This window comes from Enterobacter bugandensis (genome assembly GCF_900324475.1).
In the GTDB taxonomy this organism is placed as follows: Bacteria; Pseudomonadota; Gammaproteobacteria; order Enterobacterales; family Enterobacteriaceae; genus Enterobacter; species Enterobacter bugandensis.
Genome location: NZ_LT992502.1, coordinates 2,502,424 through 2,527,052 on the forward strand (window position 1 = coordinate 2,502,424; position 24,629 = coordinate 2,527,052).

Sequence of the window (24,629 nt, forward strand, 5' to 3'; positions counted from 1 at the left end):
ATGCAAACTATTGACGGTAATGGTGCAGTTGCCTCAGTCGCGTTTCGCACCAGTGAAGTTATCGCCATCTATCCGATCACGCCAAGTTCAACTATGGCCGAGCAGGCGGATGCCTGGGCGGGAAACGGGTTAAAAAACGTCTGGGGCGATGTCCCGAGAGTGGTTGAAATGCAGTCTGAAGCGGGTGCGATTGCTACGGTCCACGGTGCGCTGCAGACTGGCGCGCTTTCCACGTCGTTCACCTCCTCTCAGGGATTGCTGTTGATGATCCCAACGCTGTACAAACTCGCGGGACAACTGACCCCCTTCGTCCTGCACGTCGCGGCGCGTACCGTGGCCACCCACGCACTCTCAATTTTTGGCGATCACTCAGACGTGATGGCCGTGCGCCAGACCGGGTGCGCGATGCTGTGCGCCAGTAGCGTTCAGGAAGCGCAGGACTTTGCCTTAATTTCGCATATCGCCACGCTTAAAAGTCGCGTGCCGTTTATTCACTTCTTTGATGGTTTCCGCACCTCTCACGAAATCAACAAAATCGTCCCGCTGGCGGACGAGACTATCCTTGAGCTTCTGCCGCAGGCGGAAATCGACGCGCATCGCGCCCGCGCCCTTAACCCGGAACATCCGGTAATTCGAGGGACATCGGCAAACCCGGATACTTATTTCCAGTCACGCGAGGCCACAAACCCGTGGTACAACGCGGTTTATGACCACGTCGAGCAGGCAATGAATGACTTTGCCGCCGCAACCGGACGCGAGTACAAGCCGTTCGAATACTACGGCCATCCGCAGGCCGAGCGCGTGATTGTGCTGATGGGATCTGCTATCGGCACCTGTGAAGAGGTGGTCGACGAGCTGCTGACCCGCGGCGAAAAGGTCGGCGTGCTTAAAGTGCGTCTTTACCGCCCGTTCTCGGCTAAACATCTGCTCTCTGCCCTGCCGGAAAGCGCGCGTACCGTGGCGGTGCTCGATCGAACCAAAGAGCCTGGCGCACACGCGGAACCGCTGTATCTTGACGTGATGACCGCCCTCGCTGAAGCCTTTAATAACGGCGAACGTGAAACGCTACCGCGCGTTATCGGCGGTCGCTATGGCCTGTCTTCCAAAGAGTTTGGCCCGGACTGCGTGCTGGCCGTGTTTAACGAGCTAAGGGAAGCGAAACCTAAGCCGCGTTTCACGGTCGGCATTTATGATGACGTAACGAATCTTTCCCTGCCTTTACCGGAAAATACCCTGCCTGCGACAGCCAAACTTGAAGCGCTGTTCTACGGCCTGGGCAGCGACGGCAGCGTCTCGGCCACCAAAAACAACATCAAGATCATCGGCAATTCAACCCCGTGGTACGCGCAGGGTTACTTCGTCTACGACTCCAAGAAAGCCGGCGGTCTGACCGTTTCTCACCTGCGCGTCAGCGAGCAGCCCATCCGCTCGGCCTACCTTATTTCTCAGGCCGACTTTGTTGGCTGCCATCAGCTGCAGTTTATCGACAAGTACCAGATGGCTGAGCGCCTGAAGCCCGGCGGTATTTTCCTCCTTAATACGCCATACAATGCGGATGAGGTCTGGGCACGCCTGCCGCAGGAAGTACAGACGGTGCTGAATCAGAAAAAAGCCCGATTCTATGTGGTTAACGCGGCGAAAATTGCCCGCGAATGTGGCCTGGCCGCGCGTATTAATACCGTCATGCAAATGGCCTTCTTCCATCTGACCAATATCCTGCCGGGCGACAGCGCGCTGGTGGAACTTCAGGGCGCCATCGCCAAAAGCTACAGCAGCAAGGGGCAGGAGCTGGTAGAGCGAAACTGGCAGGCGCTGGCGCTGGCGCGCGAGTCCCTGTTCGAGGTGCCGCTGCAGCCGGTCAATGACGCCAGCCCGAATCGCCCTCCGGTGGTCTCGGATTCCGCACCTGATTTCGTGAAGACCGTCACGGCCGCCATGCTGGCCGGGCTGGGTGACGCCCTGCCCGTCTCTGCGCTGCCGCCGGACGGAACCTGGCCGATGGGCACCACCCGCTGGGAAAAACGCAACATCGCCGAAGCGATCCCCATCTGGAAAGAAGAACTCTGTACCCAGTGTAACCACTGCGTCGCGGCCTGCCCGCACTCAGCCATTCGCGCCAAAGTGGTGTCACCGGAAGCAATGGAAGAGGCCCCGGCCAGCCTGCACTCTCTGGATGTAAAATCCCGCGACATGCGCGGCCAGAAATACGTTCTGCAGGTCGCACCGGAAGACTGCACCGGGTGTAACCTGTGCGTTGAGGTCTGCCCGGCAAAAGATCGCCAGAACCCGGACATCAAAGCCATCAATATGATGTCGCGCCTTGAACACGTTGAAGAAGAAAAATTGAATTATGACTTCTTCCTGAACCTGCCGGAAATCGATCGCAGCAAGCTGGAACGCATTGATATTCGTACCTCGCAGCTGATCACGCCGCTGTTCGAGTACTCCGGCGCCTGCTCCGGCTGCGGTGAAACGCCGTACATCAAACTGCTTACCCAGCTGTATGGTGACAGGATGCTGATTGCCAACGCCACCGGCTGCTCGTCTATCTATGGCGGTAACCTGCCCTCCACGCCGTACACCACCGATGCGAATGGGCGCGGTCCGGCATGGGCAAACTCCCTGTTCGAGGATAATGCCGAGTTTGGCCTGGGCTTCCGACTCACCGTTGACCAGCACCGCGCGCGTGTGATGCGCCTGCTTGAACAATTTGCCGATAAGATCCCGGCTGAACTTAACGCGGCGCTACACGCAGAAGCCACGCCAGAGGTTCGTCGCGAGCAAGTAGCTGCACTTCGCAGCGCACTCAAGGGAACTGACGGCGCTGAACAGCTTCTGACCGACGCTGACGCCCTGGTCGAAAAATCGATCTGGCTGATTGGCGGTGACGGCTGGGCTTACGACATCGGCTTTGGCGGGCTGGATCATGTGTTAAGCCTGACCGAAAACGTCAACATTCTGGTTCTGGATACGCAATGTTATTCCAATACCGGTGGGCAGGCATCGAAAGCCACGCCGCTGGGCGCCGTCACGAAATTTGGTGAACACGGTAAACGCAAGGCACGTAAGGATCTCGGCGTGAGCATGATGATGTACGGCCACGTTTACGTCGCGCAAATCTCGCTGGGGGCGCAGCTTAACCAGACGGTGAAAGCCATTCAGGAGGCTGAAGCGTATCCGGGGCCGTCGCTGATCATTGCCTACAGCCCGTGCGAAGAGCATGGCTACGACCTGGCCCTCAGCCACGATCAGATGCGTCAGCTGACGGCCACCGGCTTCTGGCCGCTCTACCGGTTCGATCCGCGCCGTGCGGACGAGGGCAAATTACCGCTGGCGCTGGATTCACGTCCGCCGTCAGATGCCCTGGCAGAGACGCTGATGCAGGAACAGCGCTTCCGCCGTCTGAATGCGCAACAGCCTGAGGTGGCAGAACAGCTCTGGAAAGACGCCGCCGAAGATCTGCAAAAACGGTATGACTTCCTGGCACAAATGGCGGGTAAAGCCGAAAAATCAACCAGCGACTAACTCCACTGCCCGGCTTGTCCGGGCATTTTTTTGCCATAAAAAAAGCCCGATGTCTTCACATCGGGCTAATCCAGATAATTAATGAATCTCTCTTTAGTTTCCCAAATGACATTCACGATAATTATGGATAAATAATCTTAAAGGCATATAACGGGGCAGAGATTACCTGATTCAACCGCTGATTAATAATTTTTATTTAATATGAATCATTTTCAATCATTCACCACAACAATGATCATTTCCGCGGATTTATTCATTTGAGATTTTACTCAATTAGTAACAATTATATTTTATTACTCTTTCGCAGGAGTGATTTAGCATGAGACAACTTTCTTATCCGGGAAGTTCAACAGGTAATCAAATAAAAACAACTGCAAAGGAATATCACGATGCAAAGAAAAGTACTGGCTCTGATGATTCCAGCTCTGTTAATGGCTGGTGCCGCGCATGCGGCAGAAATTTATAATAAAGACGGCAACAAATTAGATCTGTACGGAAAGGTAGATGGTCTGCACTATTTCTCCGACGATGCCTCTAAAGACGGCGATCAGACCTACATGCGTCTGGGTTTCAAAGGTGAAACGCAGATTAACGACATGATGACCGGCTACGCGCAGTGGGAATATAACATTCAGGCGAATAACACCGAAGGGTCTGATAATCAGTCCTGGACGCGTCTGGCCTTCGCGGGTGTCAAAGTGGGTGACTACGGTTCCTTCGATTATGGTCGTAACTATGGCGTGCTGTACGACGTGGAAGGCTGGACCGATATGCTGCCTGAGTTCGGCGGCGACTCTTACACCTATGCGGATAACTTTATGACCGGCCGCGCCAACGGCGTGGCAACCTACCGCAACACTGACTTCTATGGTCTGGTGCAGGGTCTGAACTTCGCGCTGCAGTATCAGGGCAACAATGAAGATGCCAGCAACAATCAGGAAGGCACCAACAACGGCCGCGACATGCGTTATGAGAATGGCGACGGCTTCGGTATTTCAACCACCTATGATTTCGGCATGGGGTTCAGTGCCGGTGCCGCCTACGCCTCATCTGACCGTACAAATGACCAGGTAAGCGCAGGTACTGGCGCTGCGTCTCAATATGCGGGTGGTGATAAAGCGGATGCCTGGACTGCAGGCCTCAAATATGACGCAAATAATATCTACCTGGCGGCGATGTATTCTGAAACCCGTAATATGACGCCGTACGGTTCAGGTGATAGCAAATCAGGCGGTGGTATTGCCAACAAAACTCAGAACTTCGAAGTGACCGCACAGTACCAGTTCGATTTCGGTCTGCGTCCGGCCATTTCTTACCTGCAGTCTAAAGGGAAAGACCTGGGCAACGGTCAGGGCGATCAGGACCTGGTTAAATATGCGGACGTAGGCGCGACCTACTATTTCAACAAGAACATGTCCACCTATGTTGATTATAAAATCAACCTGCTGGATGAAGATGACAGCTTCTACAAAAACAACGGTATCAGCACCGACGATGTCGTTGCATTAGGCCTGGTTTACCAGTTCTGATGGTCAGAGCCCGCAGCGTCATGCGGGCTCTCCTTTTTTTGATGTTTGTCTCACAACAGCGCTTTATCGCGATATTGTTGAGGATAAGTTGAAAGAAAGCGGGTTAGACTGCGCCGATATCCCCCTCTTCATTAAGGATACCTGCGTTGTTTGGTCGTATATCCGTTACCATTCTGACACTTTTAGCATGCTTGTGGATGGCGTTAATCTTTGATTTTCGAGATATTGTCGGGCATCTCGGCACGCTGCTAAACCATCTGGATCACCATTAACAGTGATTCCCAGAAAAAAGCCACCAGCAGTGCCGGTGGCGGTCATACGCATTTCGAGCGTTATTTTTTCACGGGTTGAGGTTTTTTATCCCCTGATTCCGGGGCCTCACGCGGATCGTCTTTTTCTACACAGAGCATAATTTCTCCTGTTTTAGAAACCCACTTCCCACTATAGCCAGGCTGTTAAAAAAAAGGCCAGGCGGTAATTAATCTTGATTGGTCTCTTTTTTGCGAAACGAGAGATAGCCAAAAACGCCGCTTTCGCCGTCGCTCGGATGGTTTACGCCATCCATCACCGTCACTTCAGGGAAATCAAACGGCGACACATTTTTAAAACAGGCCACATTGACACCGTATTCATTTGGGTTAGAGCGACGCTGATGGAACGTGTAAATCCCGCAGACCGAGCAGAAGAAATGGCGCGCCGTCCCCGTGTTGAACCGGTACTCCGTCAGCTTATCCTCACCTCTGGTCACGGTGATACCCGACAGCGGTGCAGAGACCACAACCGCGCCCCGCATACGGCAAAAAGAGCAGCTGCAGCGCCGCGCGGTATTCAAGCCGTCAGTCAGTTCGACGGTAAAAGCCACCGCACCACAGTGGCACTGTGCATGACGAATGTCAGCCATTGGCTATACCCCTTTTCTTACCAGTTCGGCAGCTTTGAGAAAAACCTCATCTTCTACACCATCGCCTTTCTGCCTGCCCAGCCTGACAAGTTCGTTGACAATGCTGTCACGATCGATCGTTTTTTGCGATGAAACCAGCCCTATAACGGCGGCCCCAATCGCCAACCCCACTAATCCTGTTTGTTCGTCTTTGTTCTTCATACTCATGCTCCTGATACAACAAACAAGCGTAGCAGGATTTTTCAGACCGTTTTCAGGCGTTTTACTATTTCGCCTGGATCGCTGTTATTCCGACACGCTGGCCGTATGAGAGCTCTAAGGTATTACCATCAGGATCGGCAAAAAAGACATAATAGCCGACGGGATCACCCAGATCTTCCGGCGCTTTCCTCAACACCCCTTCTTTAGCGGCCATCGCAGTTTTTCTGTCAATTTCTTCGCGCGTGGCGCAGGCAATCCCAAGGTGGCCAAAATGCCCCAGCGGCGTATCGGTCACGGTGTCCGCCTGCACCAGAACCAGCGCAAAAGGACGCGTATGGTCAGTTAGCCACGCCACTTTACGGGCAGTTGGAAGATCGGGCTCACGCGAATGGATGACGTCCATCCCGGCATATCGGCGATAGAAAGCAAGGCTCTTCTCCAGATCCCTGACCATAAACGCAACATGAGTGAATCCTACATCAATGTCTTTCATTTTAAGATGTTACTCCTGTATCAACATGTCGTAGCCATCTTAAAAGCTCAAGTTAACTTGAGGTCAACGGTGAATTTGTGCGGTCCTGATGATGTTCATAAAAGAATAAAGGGACAGAAATGATAAAGCGCCGCCGTGGCTGAAATATTCACAACGATGCTCAGCAAAAACCAGGTTTTGAAGGGTTGCTTCTGCGTTTTATGGCGAAAGAGCTGTTGGCCCAATATGGCGCCTGGCCACCCTCCCACAGTACCAAACGTCAGTAAAGTGACCTCCGGTATCCTGCGCATCGCTTTTCGTGCCGCCGTTTTGTCGACACCATAAATCGCTATCGTCAGCATATTAATCAGCAGAAACCACATGGCAAAAGGATACGAGGAAAAAAAGCTGCCGATCGCAGCGAAGATCAGCAGAACAAAACAAAAGCGATTTAATGTCATAGGGTCAGTCACGGAATATGTAAGCGTATGTCGGGAAAGCATTATACGCTATCTTACGCATTATCCGGTCAGGTGCTATCAGCCCGCTTTTGCATGCGGCCTCAAAATGAATGACCTCTTCGACGCACCGAATTGCATTTTGTGAAGCTTCGCATACGCGCCATCATGAGCAAGCAGTACCTTATGGCTTCCGCGTTCAACGATAACGCCAGTTTGTTTTGGTCCCCCCCTCCCGGATGGCGAACAGAAAGCCGACTACGCTTTATTAGCTATTGCGCAGAGTGTAAAACGTGCTGGCATTCGCCGCCGGAATCCGTACCATACGCGGCATACTTTTGCCTGCTGGCTATTATCTGCCGGCGCTAACCCGTCTTTCGCCGCTACTGGCTCCGAAGGTAGTAATAAATGCAAGAAAATCAATCAAATACAAAGAAAGAACAATACAACCTGAATAAGCTACGCTGATTTTTCCAACCCATTGATATCATTTATTTTATCATTTAATTCAATTAGTTATAGCATAATAGCTTCTCCCTAAAGCTACCCAGAACTACATTTTTAGTGCCCTTTTTTTGCCCCTATTTCGCATTTTTGCCCCTAAATTTGCCCCCAAATAACCTTCTTTTGCGTAGCTCCTTCCAGTTTCGCAACACCCCCCTTTACGCTTACCAAGCTGATCAGCATAATCGCCACGAATCCGTTTGTAAGACTTAACCAGCGCGCTACTTTCTCTCCCTGCCCTATACTTCAGTCAAGGTCATGACTGGAGGTTTCTATGTGTGGACGTTTTGCACAAGCCCAAACCCGTGAAGAATATCTGGCATACTTGGCCGATGAAGCCGATCGTGACATTGCGTTTGATCCGGAACCGATTGGTCGTTACAACGTGGCGCCAGGAACCAAAGTGCTGCTATTGAGCGAACGCGACGAACAACTGCACCTCGATCCGGTATTCTGGGGCTACGCGCCCGGGTGGTGGGATAAGCCGCCATTGATTAACGCGCGCGTCGAAACTGCGGCCACCAGTCGAATGTTTAAACCTTTGTGGCAGCATGGCCGGGCGATCTGCTTTGCGGATGGATGGTTCGAATGGAAGAAGGAAGGCGACAAGAAACAGCCGTATTTCATCCACCGTGCCGACGGCCAGCCAATATTCATGGCGGCGATCGGCAGCACGCCATTCGAGCGCGGCGATGAAGCGGAAGGCTTTCTGATAGTGACGTCTGCAGCCGACAAAGGCCTGGTCGACATTCACGACCGCAGGCCGCTGGTCCTGTCACCTGAAGCGGCGAGGGAGTGGATGCGGCAGGATGTAAGCGGCAAAGAAGCTGAGGAGATAGCGGCCGACGGAGCTGTGCCAGCCGACAAGTTTATCTGGCACGCCGTGACACGCGCCGTGGGCAATGTAAAAAACCAGGGTCCGGAGCTAACTGAGGCATCACAATAGTAAGGTCAAAAGAGACCTGTCACGTCCGAAATGAGCGAGGTGCGGACGTCTCATCCCAGGAAGAAAGTAAAAAAAACCGCCTCACGGCGGCTTAAGTGTCCAGTCAGGAAGTTGCGCTTGCGAGTCTTGCGGCAAATCCAATGAAGAACATCCCTACCAGCGCGTTTCCGATTGCAGAAAGACGTCGGTTGCCTTTAAGACGGCTAAGCAGATAAGAGCCGCAGAAAACGAGAAAGCCGAAATAAACGAGAGTAATTGCGAACATTACTGCTGCCAGAATGATAAAAGCCATCCAGGAGTGTTCAGCCTGAACATTAATGAACTGGGCGAAGAAGGATATATAGAACAGCAGCGTCTTTGGATTCAATAGCGTAACCAGCATTCCGCGTCCGATGATCCCCCCGGTATCAGATGAAGATTTCTTTTCCTCACTCGTTTCGACAGCCGGCTTAAAGATAGCGCGTATTGTCTGGACACCGAGATAGAAAAGATAAGCAGCGCCTGCGTACTTGATGGCGTTAAATAAGGCAGGGGTTGAGCTTATGACCGCCGCCAGCCCACACCATGCCAGAAGAACCAGAATAACGTCGCTAAGCAGAATGGAAAATATTGCAGCAAAGCCCCGCTTGATGCCGCTGGTAATGCTCGTTTTAATCACGAACATGGTTTCAGGGCCTGGCACAAGGACTATCAGCGTCGCACCAAGCAGGTACGTCCAGAAATTCACGACACCAAAATCAGCAAACATTTTCACTCCAGTTCTCTCGTTTTCAACGAGGCTATTCTAATGGAACCAGCGAAGATGAAAACACATCACGGCTACTTTCTTGTTAAGCCAATGTCTGCTGTTGGCACAGAGCGGACCAAGACATCAGGAAAATTTATCGGACTCTAAGCAGATCTGAGTATCTCGTCGTATACCGCGGCGAAAGCATTTCTCGCTTCATCTGCCACTGCTGTTGTATGCCCTGCCCGGCAAAGTAGAGCGTGCCTTTTCCATCTTTAGCGTTCAGGTGATCGAGCACTTCCATCAACCTTTCGCTACCTGCCCGCGGTGCGTTTTCGTCGAACAAGTTTAGCTGTGCCACGCCCTGGCTGAAGAAATCACCCAGCATAATGCCGGCTTTCTGGTACCGGTGACCATCCTTCCAGATTTTGTCGAGACATTTTACGGCCGCATTGATGATGTCGCGGCTGTCTTGAGTTGGTGTCAGTAATTTTATCGACGAACTGTTGCCGTAATATGGCTCGTTCAGTGCAAACGGCGACGTCTTAACGAAAGCAGAAATAAAACGGCAATACTGGTGCTCGCCGCGTAGTTTTTCAGCCCCACGCGCTGCGTAGCTGCAGATAGCCTGCCTCATTTCTTCATAGTCAGTGATACGGCTACCGAAAGATCGTGAACAGACGATTTCCTGTTTTGCGGGCGCGAACTCCTCCAGATCGAGACATGGCTCGCCGCGCAACTCCCGGACCGTTCGCTCGAGTACCACGTTAAAATGTTTACGGATAATCCATGTGCTTTGTTCTGAGAGATCCAGAGCCGTTTTGATGCCCATGGCGTTCAGCTTCTTACTGATGCGCCTGCCGACGCCCCAGACGTCCTCCACCGGAACCAGAGCAAGCAGTCGGCGCTGGCGATCGAGATTGGATATGTCCACTACCCCACCCGTTTGCCGCTGCCATTTTTTGGCGGCATGGTTTGCGAGCTTAGCGAGGGTTTTGGTCTGCGCGATGCCGACCCCAACTGTCAGGTGCGTACGCTTTAGAACCGTAGAACGGATTTCTTTGCCGAAGTCAGTCAGGTCCCGGCAGTTGCGAACACCAGTCAGATCGCAAAAGGCCTCGTCAATGCTGTAAATTTCTACTCTGGGGCTCATTTCTTCGAGCGTCGTCATTACACGGTTCGACATGTCCGCATAAAGCTCGTAGTTACTGCTGAAGCAAACAACGCCAGCACGCCGGAAAAGCTCTCTTTGTTTGAAGAAAGGCTCTCCCATGGTAATTCCAGCGGCCTTGGCCTCGGCGCTGCGCGCGATTACGCAGCCGTCATTATTCGAGAGAACAACTACTGGCCGCCCTCTCAAATCGGGCCGAAACACCGTCTCGCATGATGCGTAGAACGAATTCACATCACAGAGCGCAAACATACTCAGCTCGCCGATTTAACAATGAAAGTCACGACGCCGAATACGTCGAGCGTGTCCTCACTCCCGACAATAATTGGCGAGTATGCGCTGTTCATCGGTATGAGTTGGACGGTTGGACGAAGCTGCAGACGTTTAACAGTGAACTCCCCTTCTACTGCGGCAATGACAATGTCACCATGCTCAGCAGTCCTGGAGCTGTCCACCACCAGCAGATCACCGTCGCTTATCCCGGCTTCGATCATTGAATCACCCGCGGCTTTGACGAAATATGTAGAGCTCGGATGAGCGACAAGTAACTCATTGAGATCGATACGCTGTTCAACATAATCAGCTGCGGGGCTTGGGAAACCACATTGTACTAAGTCACTGAAAAGCGGAAGAGCGATAATTTCTCGCAGTTCTGTTGGCCTGATGAATTCCATTGCACACACCTCAAATACTGTTTTTATATACAGTAGTTTTATTTGTAAGTGTCCGCAAGATACAGGCACTATCGTCACTGCTTAAAGCTTCGCCGTTTCGTTTCTAAGTTTCTATGTCGCTTCGAATTATGAGTTTTGTAAATTTTATGGCAGTAACTCTTAATGAGCAGATTTAAGCCGCCGCAAATTCTTGCATGCGATGTCCGGCGTTTTACTTATTAGATGCCTGAGTAATGTTTACAAACCTGACTGGCTAGGCTTAGTGGCTTCTTTGACCACGTTGATTACATCACGTGCTTTTTCCGGATCGATAAGTACCAGTTCCACCAGGGTAAAAAGTTCTTTGATTGCTTCGGTGTGGTATGCTGCAGACACGCCTGATGTGTCGAGAAATTTGAAATTCTCAATCACAGTGCCATCACTGAATTCACGATCTCCATATGTCTTAACGGCATCCGGACACCAATTTTCTACATCCTGGGCAATAAGTCCTACACCCCGACCACCATCCTGAACGTCATACGTGACACCCCGCATGGATAGTACGGCGGCGAGTGGGGTCGACACCGGCTTTATATTGGACTTGTGGCGCTCGTCAGAACCATTAACCCAGGCCCCCTGAGAAGTGGCGGAACCATCATAATTGAAGCTCCATCGTTTATCCCCTGTACCATAAGATGCACCGTTATAGTAAATCGAATACGTCAGCGTGTTAGTTCCTGAACCACGGGTAATCCCTGTAATCCAGCCATCGGTATACCAGTTATACTGGAATGCACCTACATATCCCGTCGCGCCTGTATCACCATCTCCAGATACCACCAGTATATTATTGTTTTTGCCCGCCCCCTGCTGCACTCTTCCTCTTAACGCTAGTCCTTTTGCTAAATCAACATCAAGACCACCATTTGCAACAATAACCGAGTTACCGTCTGCCACAAGCGGTGCACTTACCAAATCCAGTTGTCCTGTAAGTTTCCCGCCAGTTTTTTGAAGGGCACCAGTGATGCGAGAATCATCGCCAGCAGCTACGGTACCAGTTACCGTCCCAACACTCCTGGTGGCGCTGTTTCCCAAACCGAGGTTTGTGCGAGCGTCTGCATCATTCGTTGCGCCGGTTCCGCCGTCTGCGACAGCAAGCGCACCGTTGCTCCCTTTCTGTGCCAGTTTACCGATGCCAGGGATGGTTACGGAGGTGCCGTTGATGGTTACAGTGATGCTCTGATTGGCTGAGGTTGTGGCGAACGTCTCCCACGCGCCAATATTCTCGTCATACTCTTTGATGAGCTGCGACATTGCCTGTGCCAGTCCGTCGACAGAGATATTGTCGGACACCAGGATTCCATACTTCTGGCCACTAAGTGCCGGAGCGGCGGCAGGTGTAACCGTCATCGAGGTGGAACTGTCCACGGATGAAATCTGGAACATCTGAACCGGGTTAGACATGACGATAATCGTCTGGCCAGCGCGAACCTGGCTGGCCGGTGCCGTCCAGTTCGTGCCCGTGCCGGTGGCGGTGTTTCCGTTAATGGCGATGGTGCCAGTGTTATAAAGCATATTTTCTCCAGGCAATAAAAAACCCCGCCGAGGCGAGGTTTGCATTCAAAGTCGTGAGTTATTTACATGTCGTGCTTGTGAATGTGTTCGCACTTACCCAACGCCAGTTGAAGGGATATCCGGCCCGGTATTGAGTCTGGTTGTTTTGTTTTCGAACGCCGTAAATCATAACGGTATTCTCATGGTCACCCATATATGCCGTGCCGCTGCAAATAGGTTCCTGTTTCTCAAGTACACCAGCACAACCAGACAGCATTAAAGCGATCGCCATGCTGATAATTAGCCTTTTCATTTTGAAAGTATCCAGAGGAATTCAGTAGGTTCGAAGATATCAATACAAAATCGATGGGTATAATTGATTATGTAGATCAATTATTTGTTATTGATCGCTCAAAACGATCAATCAGTCATAGGCTGCGGTGTTGATGGCCGTCAATGCTATTCCTGTGGTTGTCCCTCCCGCTGCAGAACCAGTAGCTGTTGTCGAAGGCGCGGCATTTATCCTGGTCGACGAACCGTTAAAGCGGCAGCCTGCATAGGCTGTTATATTCACGATTGTTGGAGGCCTGGTATTGTTGTTCTGTACGATTTGTGAGCCCAGAATTGCAGGTGCTACCGCATAACTACCCTGCAACGTAACATCAATGTTAATCCCTCCCGTTGAGGCTCCTGGTGTTCCGACAGTAACGAGGTCAGTAAGCACGCGGCTTTCGTTTGTCAGTACCAGCTTTCCAGCTTCATCCCAGACAGCAAATCCCCAGTCGGGCAACGTTTGTGGAAAGATGGCAAAGATGTACGCCGTCAGAGTGTGTGACTGACCATAAGCGTTGCTTGAACCAACAAGAATGTTTCCTCCTGACCGGGTTGCCCCGACTGTAGTGGGCTGGGCTGTATTACTCGTTTTGCAAAAAACCATCGCCGGATAAGAAGCATCCAGAGCTACCGTCGCAGAAGCACCGTGGTATGCCCCATTTGCCACTGAGTTAACCACTACCTTTCTGTACAGACAAAACGGCGTTGACTGAGGAGTAATAAACGGATTTCCGCTTTCCAGCGCAATCAGTGCACCATAATCTGCCATCATGCATTCTCCACGAAGACCACCAGTTCACATTCCGAGGCCGGATAATTACCAATACCAACTTCGCTGGCAGTGCTGAGAGTGATGGTGTTCCCGTTAGCGATAATGCGTCGACCCACCGAGACCGCGCCTTTATCAAGGGACACCGCAAATCCGACCTTCATCCCCGCCGGAATGGTAAAGGACCAGTTGCCCGAGGTTTGCCCCTCGGAAAGCTGAATACGCCCTACCACTGATACGGGTTTGATACCGTAGTTGTTCGGGATGCCGTTGGCGTCCCAGGTCTGAATACCCCAGGCCATTAAAACACTCCTGTAAGTTTGCCTATCTGAACACGGAGCCTGTTAGCATCCCGAATGCTGATGGTGACGTTAGTCTGCTTCATGCCTCCGGAACTGTCGCTCCCGTAGTTCTGCATCGTTCCGTCTTTACCCCAGCGCCAGCCAGCGCTTCCGGCAACATAATTATTAGACTGCAGAGAATCCGTAATTTTGCCGAACTGGATACTCGCATCACGGAAGAACGCATCATTGATGAATGTCTGCCCGTTCTGGATAACAAATGGCAAAGAAACAGTGCTGCCAGCTTGGGAGGTAACAGCAAAACGGTCGGCCAGGAAGATAACCTGTGACTGCATCCCTGATGGCGTATTCTCCACCCCGATCCCCATGCCTGCGGCGTAATACTGGCCATTACTCGTTACCCCAACTTTGATGTTGTACATCGCGCTGAGTTGGCCGTTTACGTTCGCAATGGCCTGGGCATTCGTTGTTATCGAGGCCGTATGCCCATTGACGGTCGCAGTGATGGCATTTATCTGCGTCGCCGTGGCCTGCTGATAATTCGAAACCGTCTGGCTCAGACTATTGATCGATGCCGTATTACCGTTGACGTTCGTTTGCAGGCTCAGCAATGCGCGTGCCGTTGCCTCCCTGTCAGTGACAATCACCTCATCAATACGGTCCAGATTCGCGCTGTTGCCGGCGACCGATGCAGACAGGGTTTTACGCGCTGCCACCTGCGCCAGCCCGTTCTGGATAATGGCAATGGCTGAGTTCTTCACCCCGCCCGTCATGCCGTCCATAGACACAGAAATCTCGTCGATCTTCATTTCAGCCTGCGCCAGCCCGTCAGCGTTCTCCTGGATGTCTTTCGCCTGCCGCTCGAGTTCGTCGGCATGCTTTTTGATGTCATCTGCCATGCCTGCAACTTTTTCGTTGCTGTCCACCACGTTCTCGATCAGGTCTTTGAACGTATCGGAGCCTTTCATGTCCTCCAGGATTGCATCGGTGATATCGGAAACATCGATGCTGGCCTGACCGCGCACCCATTCTGTGTAACCTGATTCGTTGCCGCTGCGGTCCACCAGCTGCGCGCGGTACCAGAAAATCTGCCCAGCCTTAAGGCCCATCTGCTGATATTTGCGCTGCGGGTAAGGCACATCGGCCAGCAGCATCGCATCGTCTTCGGTACCGGTCAGGCTGTACTGAATTTCCGTCTTCAGCGTGTCGTCGGTATTCGCGGGGAATCCCCAGTTCAGTTCGATACCGAATACCACGTTTTCAGAAGCGATGAAGCCAACCGGCTTCGGTGGGTTGCCCACTTTACCCGTCAGCGTTTTCTCTTCTGAATAGCCCCATCCGGACGAGATTTCTGCAGCATTGATTGCGCGTACGCGCACCAGGTAGCGCCCGGCATAAATCCCGGGGACGTCGAATGACGTGGTGGAGCTGCGCGGCACGTTAACCCAGTTACCGTAGTTGCGGCGCCATTGCGCTTCATAGGCGATGGCATTTTGTGCCTGGCCCCAGCTTACGCGCATGGTTTCGACGCTGATATTTTGCTGAATCACCGAAAACGAGCTGATCGCGATGTTGACTGGCGGCGACTGATTACCTGGAGGGATGACACTTACCGGCCGCTGATCTATAACGGCACCTGTATCGATACGGGCATATTTATCCGGATCGTGATTTGCCCCCGTGATGGTATATGTCCCGTCATTGTTATCGGTGACACTAATTACCCTGTACTGCTGCGCATAAAGTTCATCAGATTCAATAACCCATACAGCCTCAGTCTGCGGAAATTCGCTAAAGGCGGTTGTCACGGTAACCATTCCACCTGACAGGGACTGAATCGTCCGGGATTGGGTAATACCCGACGGCAGGTTTACCATTATCCTGTCACCGGCCTTAGCACTTGGCACCCGGTCAAGTTTGAGTACACGACCATTAACCGCGGATAATCGACCGCCTAAATCTCGACCAGAGAGATTGCGATCAGAAACAGCAATTATGTAGCCCGGCTGAGGAATATTACCGTCCAGACCAACGTCAAACGTTACAATCCTATCTTTATTGTTGGTCAGGATTCCCCAGCGCCCTTTTCTGTTAGCCTCAGACTGCCGGGTGCAACCGATGGCGGTGATCTCAAGCTGGTTGAAACCATAGCGCGCCACCAAAGCCTGCTCGAAGACGGGCTCCATTGCATCAGCATAGCCATTTGCCGGATCTGACCAGGAAACAAGAGCATTTGTGTAGCGACTTTTGGTTGTGCTGCTGGAATAAACAAATTTGCCGTCGACTACGTTAGCGTGCGTGTAGGTAAAATCGACATCTCTGGGCATGTCTGCAAGGGCAACAATCTGCTCGTCTCCCCAGTAGGTCATGCCTCGAAAAATGGCAGCAAAGTCACGCAGGACAGTGTAAGCGTCATTTCGATCCTGAATGTAAACGTTGCAGGTGTAACGCGGTTCAGTTCCGCTACCACCCTTACCGTCCGGTACCGATTGATCACAATATTGAGCGACCTGATAAAGAGTCCATTTGTCGATGTTGGCTGCCGTTAGCCGATTACCAAGGCCGAAGCGGTCAGTGACCACCAGATCGTAAAATATCCACGCAGGGTTATCCGTCCATGCCCACTTAAATGCGCCCGTCCAGGTGCCGCTGTACGTTCGTGTTTCCGGGTCATAGGTATCGGGCACACGAATAACACGTCCGCGAGGCTCGCAGGAAATTTGCGGAATTGAGCCATTGAACTGGCTCGAGTCAAATTCAATGTACAAAAGCGCAGTGTTCGGATATCGAAGTTTGGCGTCGATTACTTCTGTGAAGCTTTGCAGCGTCATCGTGTCGCCAATCTTCGCGCTATTGGCATCGGCTGTAATTTTGCGCAGCCTGATGGTCCAGGTGCTGCCCGCCTGAGGTAAATCAATACGGTGGCTGCGCTCATAACCTGACGTCGTTTTCCCGGTCACGCTGGTATTCAGCACTGTCTGCCAGGAGCCGCCATCTGTCTGCAGGTCAATTGCATAGTTGACCGAATAGCCAACCAGATCGCCATCATCCTCCTGTTTGAAGAGAGAAGGCCATTTTAGACGCAGGCGAACAGCTGAAAGTTGCGTATTAGTGAACGTGCGCGTCCACGCTGTAGAGCTGGAAACTTCGGAGCCTACATTGATTTCATTTTCGGTACCCGGGATCCCTTGAATGTATTTTTGCGCCTGAGTTCCAGAACGAAACTCCCACGCCACACCGCTGAAGTTCTGTGAACCATCTGCGTTCTCAAGTGCGGTGCCATCGAGATAAATATCGCGCGCAGTAAGGCCACCAGCAAACTCCCCCTCTCCCAGCGCGAGAAGGATTTTTGCCTTGGCTACTGACTGCAGATCGTCTGGCTGTTCTGTAGGAGTTCTTGAGCTTGAACTGCCGCCCTTGCGGCCTTTAATAGCGGTTGCTATAGCCATATTGCGCCCATAAAAAAAGCCACCCGGAGGTGGCCATAATTAGAACAATGTTGAATTAAATATTATTTGATAAGCAAACCAAAATAATAGTGCTCATCGAAAATACGGAGAAAGCGAATTGCACAATTACGAACGTACTCTAATTGTTCCGAACGAGGAATGTCACCGTGTCGCGGATAGTTCAGGTAATAATACCCAACCTCATATTCATAATTATTTGTAAAATCATCATGCAATGCGCTCCAGTACGTCATTACTCTATATAAAAGGCCATTTGGCAAGTCATACCATTTAGCAAAAGTTCTAGTTAATTCACTCCAGACATCATCCTCAAGTTCAGAATAGGCGAGCTTTTTGAATGTTAGTCGCATTGCCAATATGAACGCGACTCGTTCAGTAGGCAACACTTCCCCAATCTCATCAACGTAGCCATCAAAGTAGCGAAATACCTCATCTTTCGAGATTTCCTTATCTAATCCCAAAGATGCCAAAATCAAAAGATTTGAAGACTCATTGCCAGCAGAAATCTGGTTTTCAGCCCAGTCTGTGAACGCCCTTCTGTCCAAACCAGGCTCGTTTAATTTTCTTAATCCAAGTAAATCTTGAAAGTCTATAGCATAACCATCCATAAGCATTTCCAGTCTTATAATGCGTTCTTTCAAGAAGATACTCTTAGCTTGGCACTATAGCTACTGCTGATCGTCAACATAAATGCCAGCAGAAATGATCGCACCACCGATTCGTCGCTTGCCGTAAAGAAGCGGTACCGGATTTCCCTGGGCTGTCGTATTGGTTACTCCACCAAATGCGTAGCTGGCCTTGTTGTCTGCCGATTGCTTGTTGGCAAGTCCGGTTGTCTGTGGAGAAAGCATTTGTACGACACCGCCAAGGGCCATCGCAGCGCCAAATTGGATTAGAGGAACGCCGACAGCACCACCGCCAAAGTATGACGCCACAGCACCAACTGCGACCAAAGCCACGCCTAAGATGGTCTGGAATACTCCACCACGTTTACTCCCGAGGATAACCGGCGCAATACGGATATCAGCACTACTCTGATCCATAGAGAGTTCGTCATCGTTCAGGTTACGCTTACCGCTGAAAACAGCGTAGGTTAGGCCGCGCTGCTTGCTGGTATTCAAAAAACGCTCGAAGCCTGGCACGATAACGCACAATGCGCGGATGGCTTCTTTTGGTGAGGCTACCGAAAGTTGGAATTCGCGGCCAAACGTAGTACCCAAAACACCATATAGACGAACAGTACGGACGGATTCGCACATTATCCCTCCTGCATGATTAGGCTTTTATGCCTGACAATTTTCATGGTTCTCTCCATCCAGTAACCTCCATATGGGACACGTTGACTGAGGTGACCATAAAGATGATGGAGAAGCATGTTCCCCTCCAGCAAGATCCCTGAATGGTTCCACTTATTCGATTCCACCTGCATGATGATCAAATCGCCCGGCATTGGTGATCCACTGAATTCTCGGAACCCACATTCGTACCAGCAATCCTGATAGAAATTATCCGGATAGGAGTCCTCCCACCACGGATAATCAACACGGTAATCCTGAAGTTCGACATCATGCTCCTGCCGGAAATAGCTCATCACCAGCCCCCAACAGTCGTAGTGTCCGAGCACAAACGGGCGCCCGAGCAACGGCAATTCACCTCGGGGAGTAATGGTACGAAAGTCTCCTTCAGGCCAACTGACAATATGCCAGGGCAGCAACGTTGCATCGCATTGAGCCTTGTCCAGTTCGCTTGGTTGGGTCGTCGCGTCAGGGTGACTATGTACGATTCCCGTTATCGTCCCCCAGTCTTCAGCAGCGGCGTAATCCTCTGGTGAAAGGTGAAACTGTTCCGTTGGTTCAGCAGCCAGATTACGGCATGGGAAATAGCGTTCCACCCGGCTTTTCTGCGCTATCACACCACAGCATTCGCGGGGATATTCTTTCGCAGCATGCGCCAGGATGGCCTGAATCGTTTTCTGACGCATATTAGCTCCTGATCAAAGATGTTCCCGGAAAACCACCGAAAGGAAGTTCATTGTGTTCACCAAACCGAAGCTTGCAGGCGGTGAGCGTGCCGTTGCATTGATCCAATGAGGGATCGCTTACCGGATTGTTGTTTTTGTCGAAGTAAAGCGTGCCGGCATAATCGCACCCATCGCCGGTGCGGTACCTATTCCGGATGCACCATGTGCAAAGGGAATGCAGCTGCCTGGTCGGGATCATTAACCCCTGCAGATCCATCGGGCTGGTAAGAACAAACTCGATACTTTCATCGGGAAGCTCGCTATTTTTACCGTCGATATAGAAAACCCGCTTTCTCACCTGCAAGGGATCTGCTGTTGGATTTCCATCCGGGAAATTGCGCGCATCCAGGTAATGCGCAAAAGTGTCATGAATCGTAACTTTGGCCTGCAGCATATCGTCATAGGCCAGACAGAGCGCAGTGATCGAGCTGTCAATGTTGGCAACGGTGAGCGTCGGCTGGGCGCTACTGCCATCGGTTGAAGCTTCAAGTCCCTCGAGCTTATATGGCCAGGCACCATACTCTTCGCCCTGCCACCAGATACTCTTCGCCTTTAACTTTGATTCGTCGCCACCAGCAGCAGCAATATCTTCTTCAGTATGCGGGAGGTTATAAGCGTGAAAACGCAGAACGTCGTCCAGACCGAACGCAGAACCGTCTACCTCAAGAAGACGTATTTTTTCACCCGGTTCGAGGCGTTGATAATCTTCAGTAATCATGGTGCGTATGCCTGTTTGAAGGTTGCTTTTATGGTCATCACTTTGCTGGATAGCGGCTGGGCTTTAATGGAATCAGCTTCAATCCGGTATAAACCGGTTTCGCCAACAGGAGACGTCCAGATAAAGGATTTTGTGATGTGCTTGCGGCAAAAACTCAGCGCATCGAGCATCTCAGCCTTTTTTCCCGTTAAGGTCATCGGCCATGACTGTTTTTCAGGGTTGATGCCTTCACCGGCGATCTGTTCAAATCCGTCTCCGAAGGATGCAGAGCGTGTTGCGTAAGTGAGCTCCCCTTCCATTCCCGCCTGAATCTGGGTTCGCCAGGTGAACGTTTCTAAGGCCATGTTTGCTCCATAAAAAAAGCCACCCGAGGGTGGCTTGTGACAGTATGAGAAGGAAATTAGCGGGTTTCACAACCAAGCTGAGATTTGTCGATAATCTGCGTGCCTTCAACACGGTAACCATATGTGCCGAACAGAAATGCGTGGTTTAATTGATAAATAACAACGTCGCTTAAGCCCACGGAACACTTATCTTTTTCAATAGCCCGATCCATTGCAGTTTTAACGCTTGGAATGCCCAGCGGGAAAATAACAATTGGAGCTTTGTCTTCACCAGTCACACGTTGACCTTTTTCAAACTTAGCTGCGTTCAGGTTGTAATTTTTGGTACTACCAACGGTCATATCAGCAACACGAACAGTACAGCCAGACAACATTAAAGCCCCAACAGCTAAAGCCACTACCTTCTTCATTTTACGTTTCCTTTGATTGCAATCGGAAACATCTTAACATGATGAATAATATGATCAAAAAAAACACCGATTAGTCTTATCTTGATTTTGTTGCATTCCAGATGAGACCACCAGGCTGGAGCTGTTTGGCAATACCTGCGCGCACTGACTGATCAATGGTCTGCTTGTAAGCCCGCGAAATAGCGTCGTTGTCACCAGAAGTCTGCTGCTGAGTGTTCTGGTTATGAACGATCACGGAAGTTTGAACGGTTACGCCACCAGCTGCATTCGATTGCAGCCCATACATTGGGGCTGTGCCAACATAACCGCCGTTTGCATACCCCTGAGCTCCACGCATAAGCGCATAGAGATTGCCGACACCTAATGCACTTGTCGCTTCCTTCGTAAACACAAACTCACCGCCGTGTACCACGCCTTTCGGTTGGTACTTACCCCCATCTCCCGTGTAGCCGCCTCCATCAAAACCGGGGACCAAACCACCACCTGAGAAACCAAAGAACGCACCGATACCGGTTCCACCAAACGCTGACTTCATTCCATTAACCAGAGCCAGTTGGGTCAGCATCTGGGCAATGCCCTTGAGGAAAGTGGAAAGGAAATCTGAGAAGTTAGATTTACCTGTTGTGAAGAAATCAGTCAGGGTGCTGGCCATGCCGGTGAACGCGTTACTGGTAACCGTTTGCACCTGGGAGTACACATTGGTCGCGCTGTCTTCAAACTCCGCCCAGCCCTTTTTCGCACCTGTCAGCCAGTCACCGCGCAGCTGGTCCTCGGCATCGTAATAATCATTAGCTGCCTTAAGCTGTTTCTGATAACCCTCGTCGTCAAGCGTGCCGCCTGAGTTGATCCAGCCAGAAGAAAGCTGGCTCTTTGCCAGTTCACGTTGTGACAGGCGGTCACTCATCCCGCCACCACTCACTAATGCAGCCTGCTTCTCTGCCATCTGAGTGACGTATTTCTGCGAGGTATCCATTCGCTTGTTCAGCTGTTCCTGTGCGGTAATCTGATCACCTAACAGGGCTTTCTGCCGTGCCAACTGAAGCACTTGGTCTTTACTCGCCAGCAGGGATTGCTCCTGCTTTGTCAGAGAGCGAGATCGGGAGGCCTCTTCCAGCACCTGAAATTTCGCTTCCGTAGTCCAGAGGTCTTTGCGCTGTTGGCTAATACTATCGTTCAGCCCTTTATGCTGCTGCAGGGCCCGAAACTGTGCCTGAAGCGCTAACAACTCGGCCTGGGCACCATACATGCTGCGATCGCCAACCGATACAGTGCCCTGTTTTCCGGGTTTCGTCTTTTTGCCAAAAGCAGCGACCTCTTCTCGATCCTTATGAGTGGTCGCGGTTTTTATCTTGCGGGTGGTATCAAGGTATTTACTTGCACTAATGTCTGCGGCATCCCAGTCTTTTTTCAGTTGAGATACGCTGTCGCCATAAGCACCGGCCATTTGTTCGTTATAGTCCTGCCATCCCTGCAAAGTATCCGTTTTCGCCCAGTCGGGAACGAGATTAATCGCAGCAGCGATAGAGGAAGAAATGATCTGGTTCAGCTTCTGGAAAACGATCGCTACGCTGTAATAAATTGCGTTGAATTCCTTCAGTGTGTTTGATGCCAGCTCTGCTACCCACTGACCGATATTTTGCATGGCCTCAGATGCCCAGTCTTTGATATCCAGCCACAGGCGACCAAACGGTGTCAGCGAGTCATAAGCCTGCTCTCCGCGCTCAGCCATTGTATCGCCAAACAAATCCATGGCCTGTGTAACTGCAGCAGTCTGGTCCTTCTGCTTCACCAGCTCATCAATATGCTTAAGCTGCGAAACAGTCAGGAAGTTGTATTCTTCGTTTAGGCTCTGAAGGGCTCTAACCGGATCCTTTTCAATATCCTGATAGGCCTTGGTGATGTCCTGCGCCGAAACAATACCGGTTTGAACTGCAAGTGCCGTAGAGCCTGCCGCTTTTTCAAGCTGCTGCTGTGTGAGCGAACCCATGCTAATCAGTTCAGTCATCAGACTTTGAACGGTTTCTACAGTAGCGCCAGTAGAAGCAGCAATCGACTGGGTGGAAGCCATTACCTGGAGCGCTGACGTGCCTGCAATGTTGCCAGTCCTGATAATGGCCTTGTTAATTTCGTCGTAGGCTGTGAAGTAGTCCGCTCCCGCTTTTGCAGCAATCAGAACAGCACCGGCCAGGCCACCAATGGCCACTCGGGCAGGAGTCACCATCGACAACATCGCTTTGAGAGCATTGCCTACACCGCCAAACGAATCGCGCAGCTGGCCGCCCTGCTGAATGGCTACCATATAAACCGGCATGCCGGACGCCAATGAAGTTACGATGTCGGTCATTTGCATTGGTAGATAACGCATCGCGTTGCGGTATTGCCCCGCGCTGATCGCTCCTGACTTCCACGCTTCCTCCTGCTCTTTCAGTCGGGCGATCATCGGTGCAGCACGATCGGACACGCCAAGTTGGGCTGCTTTTAGCTCTAACAGTTCTGCGCGCGTTTTTCCGATTGCTGTGACCTGCTCTTCCAGCGAATCGATAAAGGTTTTGCCCGCCGCAGCTGCACGCTGTGCTGCCTGTGCCTGTTCAATGCGAGCCCGCCCCTCTGCGGTCTCAGACTCCATGACCTGCGCCAGTTTAGCTCGGGTCGTCTCAAGCACGCTGTTGTAGCGAGTAAAGTCTTCATCCCCTACCAGCCCTTTACCTCGAAACTTCGCCAGGCTCTCCTGGATCGTGTCCAGTTCATCCAGCGCCTTGTTTACCGGGCTAATTTTATTCAGCAGGTTCTGCAGCTCCTGGCGCTGTTGCTTCAGGCTTTCGCTGTTCTTCTTCTGGTTGTCGATACCGGTGCGGAACGTACTGTTCAGGTCATCCGCTTTACCTGCCGCGGCGGACGCGGTCTCCTGAAAGCGATCCAGTACCTGGTTACCGCGCTCCAGCTCAGTGGTATTTACGCGCAGGGAAATCGTGGCGATATCGTTACTCATTCCGCCCTCTCTTTATGCATAACTTTTAGTGCGGCGCTCTCCATGATTCGGATGTCCGAAAGTGCGGTTGCCTCGTCCTCGACGTGGTGCAGGCGCATTACCCAGGGCAGCACGTTGTAATCAAGCCCTGATGCACCACCCATGCCCGTGCGCCACTGCGTACTGACAGCCTGAAACACCAGGAATGAAGGCCATACATCTGGCCAGACGTCGATGTATTGATCGTCGTAGTCATCCGGCGTAAGCCCATAGGGCGCCAGGTCTGCCGCTGTGGGTTCAGGCGTATAGAATGCAGAGGCAACCGCTATCAGTTTTTTTCGCGCTGCCCCATCAGTTCGCGATAGTAGGTTTCAGGGATAGCCTTCATCGCCGCCGGATAGTTTTCCAGAAGCACCGACAGGTTTTCTGCGTTGAAAGCATCGGGAAGTGCCCAGCCAGAAATGATTTCCATCAGAAAATCAGTGGCGGTTTTGCCTTCCAGTTTTTCCAGATCAGCCAGCTCTTTAAGTGGCTTATGATTGAACGTGAAGGTGAGCACGCCATCCTCATCGCCGGCGCGCGGGATCGAGACGTTGGCCTTAAATGTTGGTTTGGGCTGGAGGGTGAATTTGGTAGCCATTGATACCTCTT

The 24,629-nt window shown here is 51.5% G+C and carries 25 protein-coding genes and 2 pseudogenes; 4 read left to right on the forward strand and 23 right to left on the reverse strand.

What is annotated here, in order from left to right; all coding sequences use genetic code 11:
• Positions 1-3,525, forward strand: coding sequence for a pyruvate:ferredoxin (flavodoxin) oxidoreductase (gene nifJ, locus DG357_RS12170; RefSeq protein ID WP_088205511.1), 3,525 nt, complete (start codon positions 1-3; stop codon positions 3,523-3,525).
• A 389-nt stretch (positions 3,526-3,914) separates the two neighbouring features.
• Complete coding sequence (gene ompC, locus DG357_RS12175; protein WP_028013315.1) at positions 3,915-5,054, forward strand: porin OmpC; 1,140 nt, start codon at positions 3,915-3,917, stop codon at positions 5,052-5,054.
• Positions 5,055-5,386: 332 nt separating this feature from the next.
• Here ompC and DG357_RS23135 read toward each other — a convergent pair whose 3' ends face one another.
• The 6 genes and pseudogenes from DG357_RS23135 to DG357_RS23140 all read right to left on the reverse strand — a co-directional run.
• On the reverse strand, positions 5,387-5,464 hold the full coding sequence (locus DG357_RS23135; protein WP_223239581.1) for a hypothetical protein: 78 nt from the start codon (positions 5,462-5,464) through the stop codon (positions 5,387-5,389).
• Positions 5,465-5,532: 68 nt separating this feature from the next.
• Entirely contained in the window at positions 5,533-5,955 is a 423-nt protein-coding gene (locus tag DG357_RS12180; protein WP_041909734.1) for a GFA family protein, read from the reverse strand.
• 3 nt (positions 5,956-5,958) lie between these two features.
• Positions 5,959-6,156 carry a hypothetical protein gene (locus tag DG357_RS12185; protein WP_028013317.1) on the reverse strand — a complete coding sequence of 66 codons (198 nt, stop codon included), beginning with the start codon at positions 6,154-6,156 and terminating at the stop codon, positions 5,959-5,961.
• Positions 6,157-6,220: 64 nt separating this feature from the next.
• Positions 6,221-6,649: a VOC family protein gene (locus tag DG357_RS12190; protein ID WP_028013318.1), complete on the reverse strand. Its 429-nt coding sequence runs from the start codon at positions 6,647-6,649 to the stop codon at positions 6,221-6,223.
• Between the two features lie 95 nt (positions 6,650-6,744).
• Entirely contained in the window at positions 6,745-7,089 is a 345-nt protein-coding gene (locus DG357_RS12195; RefSeq protein WP_088205604.1) for a DUF1294 domain-containing protein, read from the reverse strand.
• A gap of 78 nt (positions 7,090-7,167) precedes the next feature.
• A pseudogene (locus DG357_RS23140) lies at positions 7,168-7,305 on the reverse strand (hypothetical protein); the annotation flags it as partial.
• A gap of 1 nt (position 7,306) precedes the next feature.
• Here DG357_RS23140 and DG357_RS23145 point away from each other — a divergent pair.
• Both DG357_RS23145 and DG357_RS12205 read left to right on the forward strand, forming a co-directional pair.
• Positions 7,307-7,474, forward strand: a pseudogene (locus DG357_RS23145) (site-specific integrase); the annotation flags it as partial.
• 390 nt (positions 7,475-7,864) lie between these two features.
• Positions 7,865-8,536, forward strand: coding sequence for an SOS response-associated peptidase (locus DG357_RS12205; RefSeq protein WP_088205512.1), 672 nt, complete (start codon positions 7,865-7,867; stop codon positions 8,534-8,536).
• 103 nt (positions 8,537-8,639) lie between these two features.
• On the opposite strand, the gene leuE is transcribed toward DG357_RS12205, so the two are convergent.
• From leuE to DG357_RS12290, 17 genes are all read right to left on the reverse strand, one after another.
• Positions 8,640-9,284, reverse strand: coding sequence for a leucine efflux protein LeuE (leuE, locus tag DG357_RS12210; RefSeq protein WP_088205513.1), 645 nt, complete (start codon positions 9,282-9,284; stop codon positions 8,640-8,642).
• A 133-nt stretch (positions 9,285-9,417) separates the two neighbouring features.
• Positions 9,418-10,686, reverse strand: coding sequence for a Y-family DNA polymerase (locus DG357_RS12215; RefSeq protein WP_088205514.1), 1,269 nt, complete (start codon positions 10,684-10,686; stop codon positions 9,418-9,420).
• A 2-nt stretch (positions 10,687-10,688) separates the two neighbouring features.
• Entirely contained in the window at positions 10,689-11,108 is a 420-nt protein-coding gene (locus DG357_RS12220; protein ID WP_024907219.1) for a translesion error-prone DNA polymerase V autoproteolytic subunit, read from the reverse strand.
• 237 nt (positions 11,109-11,345) lie between these two features.
• Positions 11,346-12,665, reverse strand: a complete 1,320-nt coding sequence (locus DG357_RS12225; protein ID WP_159087780.1) for a tail fiber domain-containing protein — start codon at positions 12,663-12,665, stop codon at positions 11,346-11,348.
• Between the two features lie 58 nt (positions 12,666-12,723).
• Positions 12,724-12,957: a phage exclusion lipoprotein Cor gene (cor, locus tag DG357_RS23150; protein ID WP_022648875.1), complete on the reverse strand. Its 234-nt coding sequence runs from the start codon at positions 12,955-12,957 to the stop codon at positions 12,724-12,726.
• Positions 12,958-13,068: 111 nt separating this feature from the next.
• Positions 13,069-13,749 (reverse strand): hypothetical protein, encoded by a 681-nt coding sequence (locus DG357_RS12235; protein ID WP_224222676.1) that lies wholly within the window; start codon positions 13,747-13,749, stop codon positions 13,069-13,071.
• On the reverse strand, positions 13,746-14,048 hold the full coding sequence (locus DG357_RS12240) for a hypothetical protein (RefSeq protein ID WP_016063576.1): 303 nt from the start codon (positions 14,046-14,048) through the stop codon (positions 13,746-13,748). The genes DG357_RS12235 and DG357_RS12240 overlap by 4 nt, the downstream gene beginning before the upstream one ends.
• Entirely contained in the window at positions 14,048-17,497 is a 3,450-nt protein-coding gene (locus DG357_RS12245; RefSeq protein ID WP_088205516.1) for a host specificity protein J, read from the reverse strand. The genes DG357_RS12240 and DG357_RS12245 overlap by 1 nt, the downstream gene beginning before the upstream one ends.
• A 62-nt stretch (positions 17,498-17,559) precedes the next feature.
• Complete coding sequence (locus tag DG357_RS12250) at positions 17,560-18,126, reverse strand: hypothetical protein (RefSeq protein WP_063440016.1); 567 nt, start codon at positions 18,124-18,126, stop codon at positions 17,560-17,562.
• 60 nt (positions 18,127-18,186) lie between these two features.
• Positions 18,187-18,777, reverse strand: coding sequence for a tail assembly protein (locus tag DG357_RS12255; RefSeq protein ID WP_088205517.1), 591 nt, complete (start codon positions 18,775-18,777; stop codon positions 18,187-18,189).
• The gene (locus DG357_RS12260) at positions 18,777-19,499 is read right to left on the reverse strand and encodes a C40 family peptidase (protein ID WP_088205518.1); all 723 of its coding nucleotides are present in this window, start codon (positions 19,497-19,499) and stop codon (positions 18,777-18,779) included. The genes DG357_RS12255 and DG357_RS12260 overlap by 1 nt, the downstream gene beginning before the upstream one ends.
• 1 nt (position 19,500) lies before the next feature.
• Positions 19,501-20,256: a phage minor tail protein L gene (locus DG357_RS12265; RefSeq protein WP_088205519.1), complete on the reverse strand. Its 756-nt coding sequence runs from the start codon at positions 20,254-20,256 to the stop codon at positions 19,501-19,503.
• Positions 20,253-20,600 (reverse strand): phage tail protein, encoded by a 348-nt coding sequence (locus DG357_RS12270; protein WP_088205520.1) that lies wholly within the window; start codon positions 20,598-20,600, stop codon positions 20,253-20,255. The genes DG357_RS12265 and DG357_RS12270 overlap by 4 nt, the downstream gene beginning before the upstream one ends.
• A gap of 56 nt (positions 20,601-20,656) precedes the next feature.
• Entirely contained in the window at positions 20,657-21,010 is a 354-nt protein-coding gene (locus DG357_RS12275) for a hypothetical protein (protein ID WP_023617196.1), read from the reverse strand.
• A gap of 76 nt (positions 21,011-21,086) precedes the next feature.
• Complete coding sequence (locus DG357_RS12280; RefSeq protein WP_088205521.1) at positions 21,087-23,999, reverse strand: phage tail tape measure protein; 2,913 nt, start codon at positions 23,997-23,999, stop codon at positions 21,087-21,089.
• Entirely contained in the window at positions 23,996-24,310 is a 315-nt protein-coding gene (locus tag DG357_RS12285) for a DUF1799 domain-containing protein (protein ID WP_032618388.1), read from the reverse strand. Before DG357_RS12285 ends, DG357_RS12280 begins: the two co-directional genes overlap by 4 nt.
• Positions 24,307-24,618, reverse strand: a complete 312-nt coding sequence (locus DG357_RS12290) for a phage tail assembly chaperone (RefSeq protein ID WP_023344275.1) — start codon at positions 24,616-24,618, stop codon at positions 24,307-24,309. Before DG357_RS12290 ends, DG357_RS12285 begins: the two co-directional genes overlap by 4 nt.
• Positions 24,619-24,629: the final 11 nt, after the last annotated feature.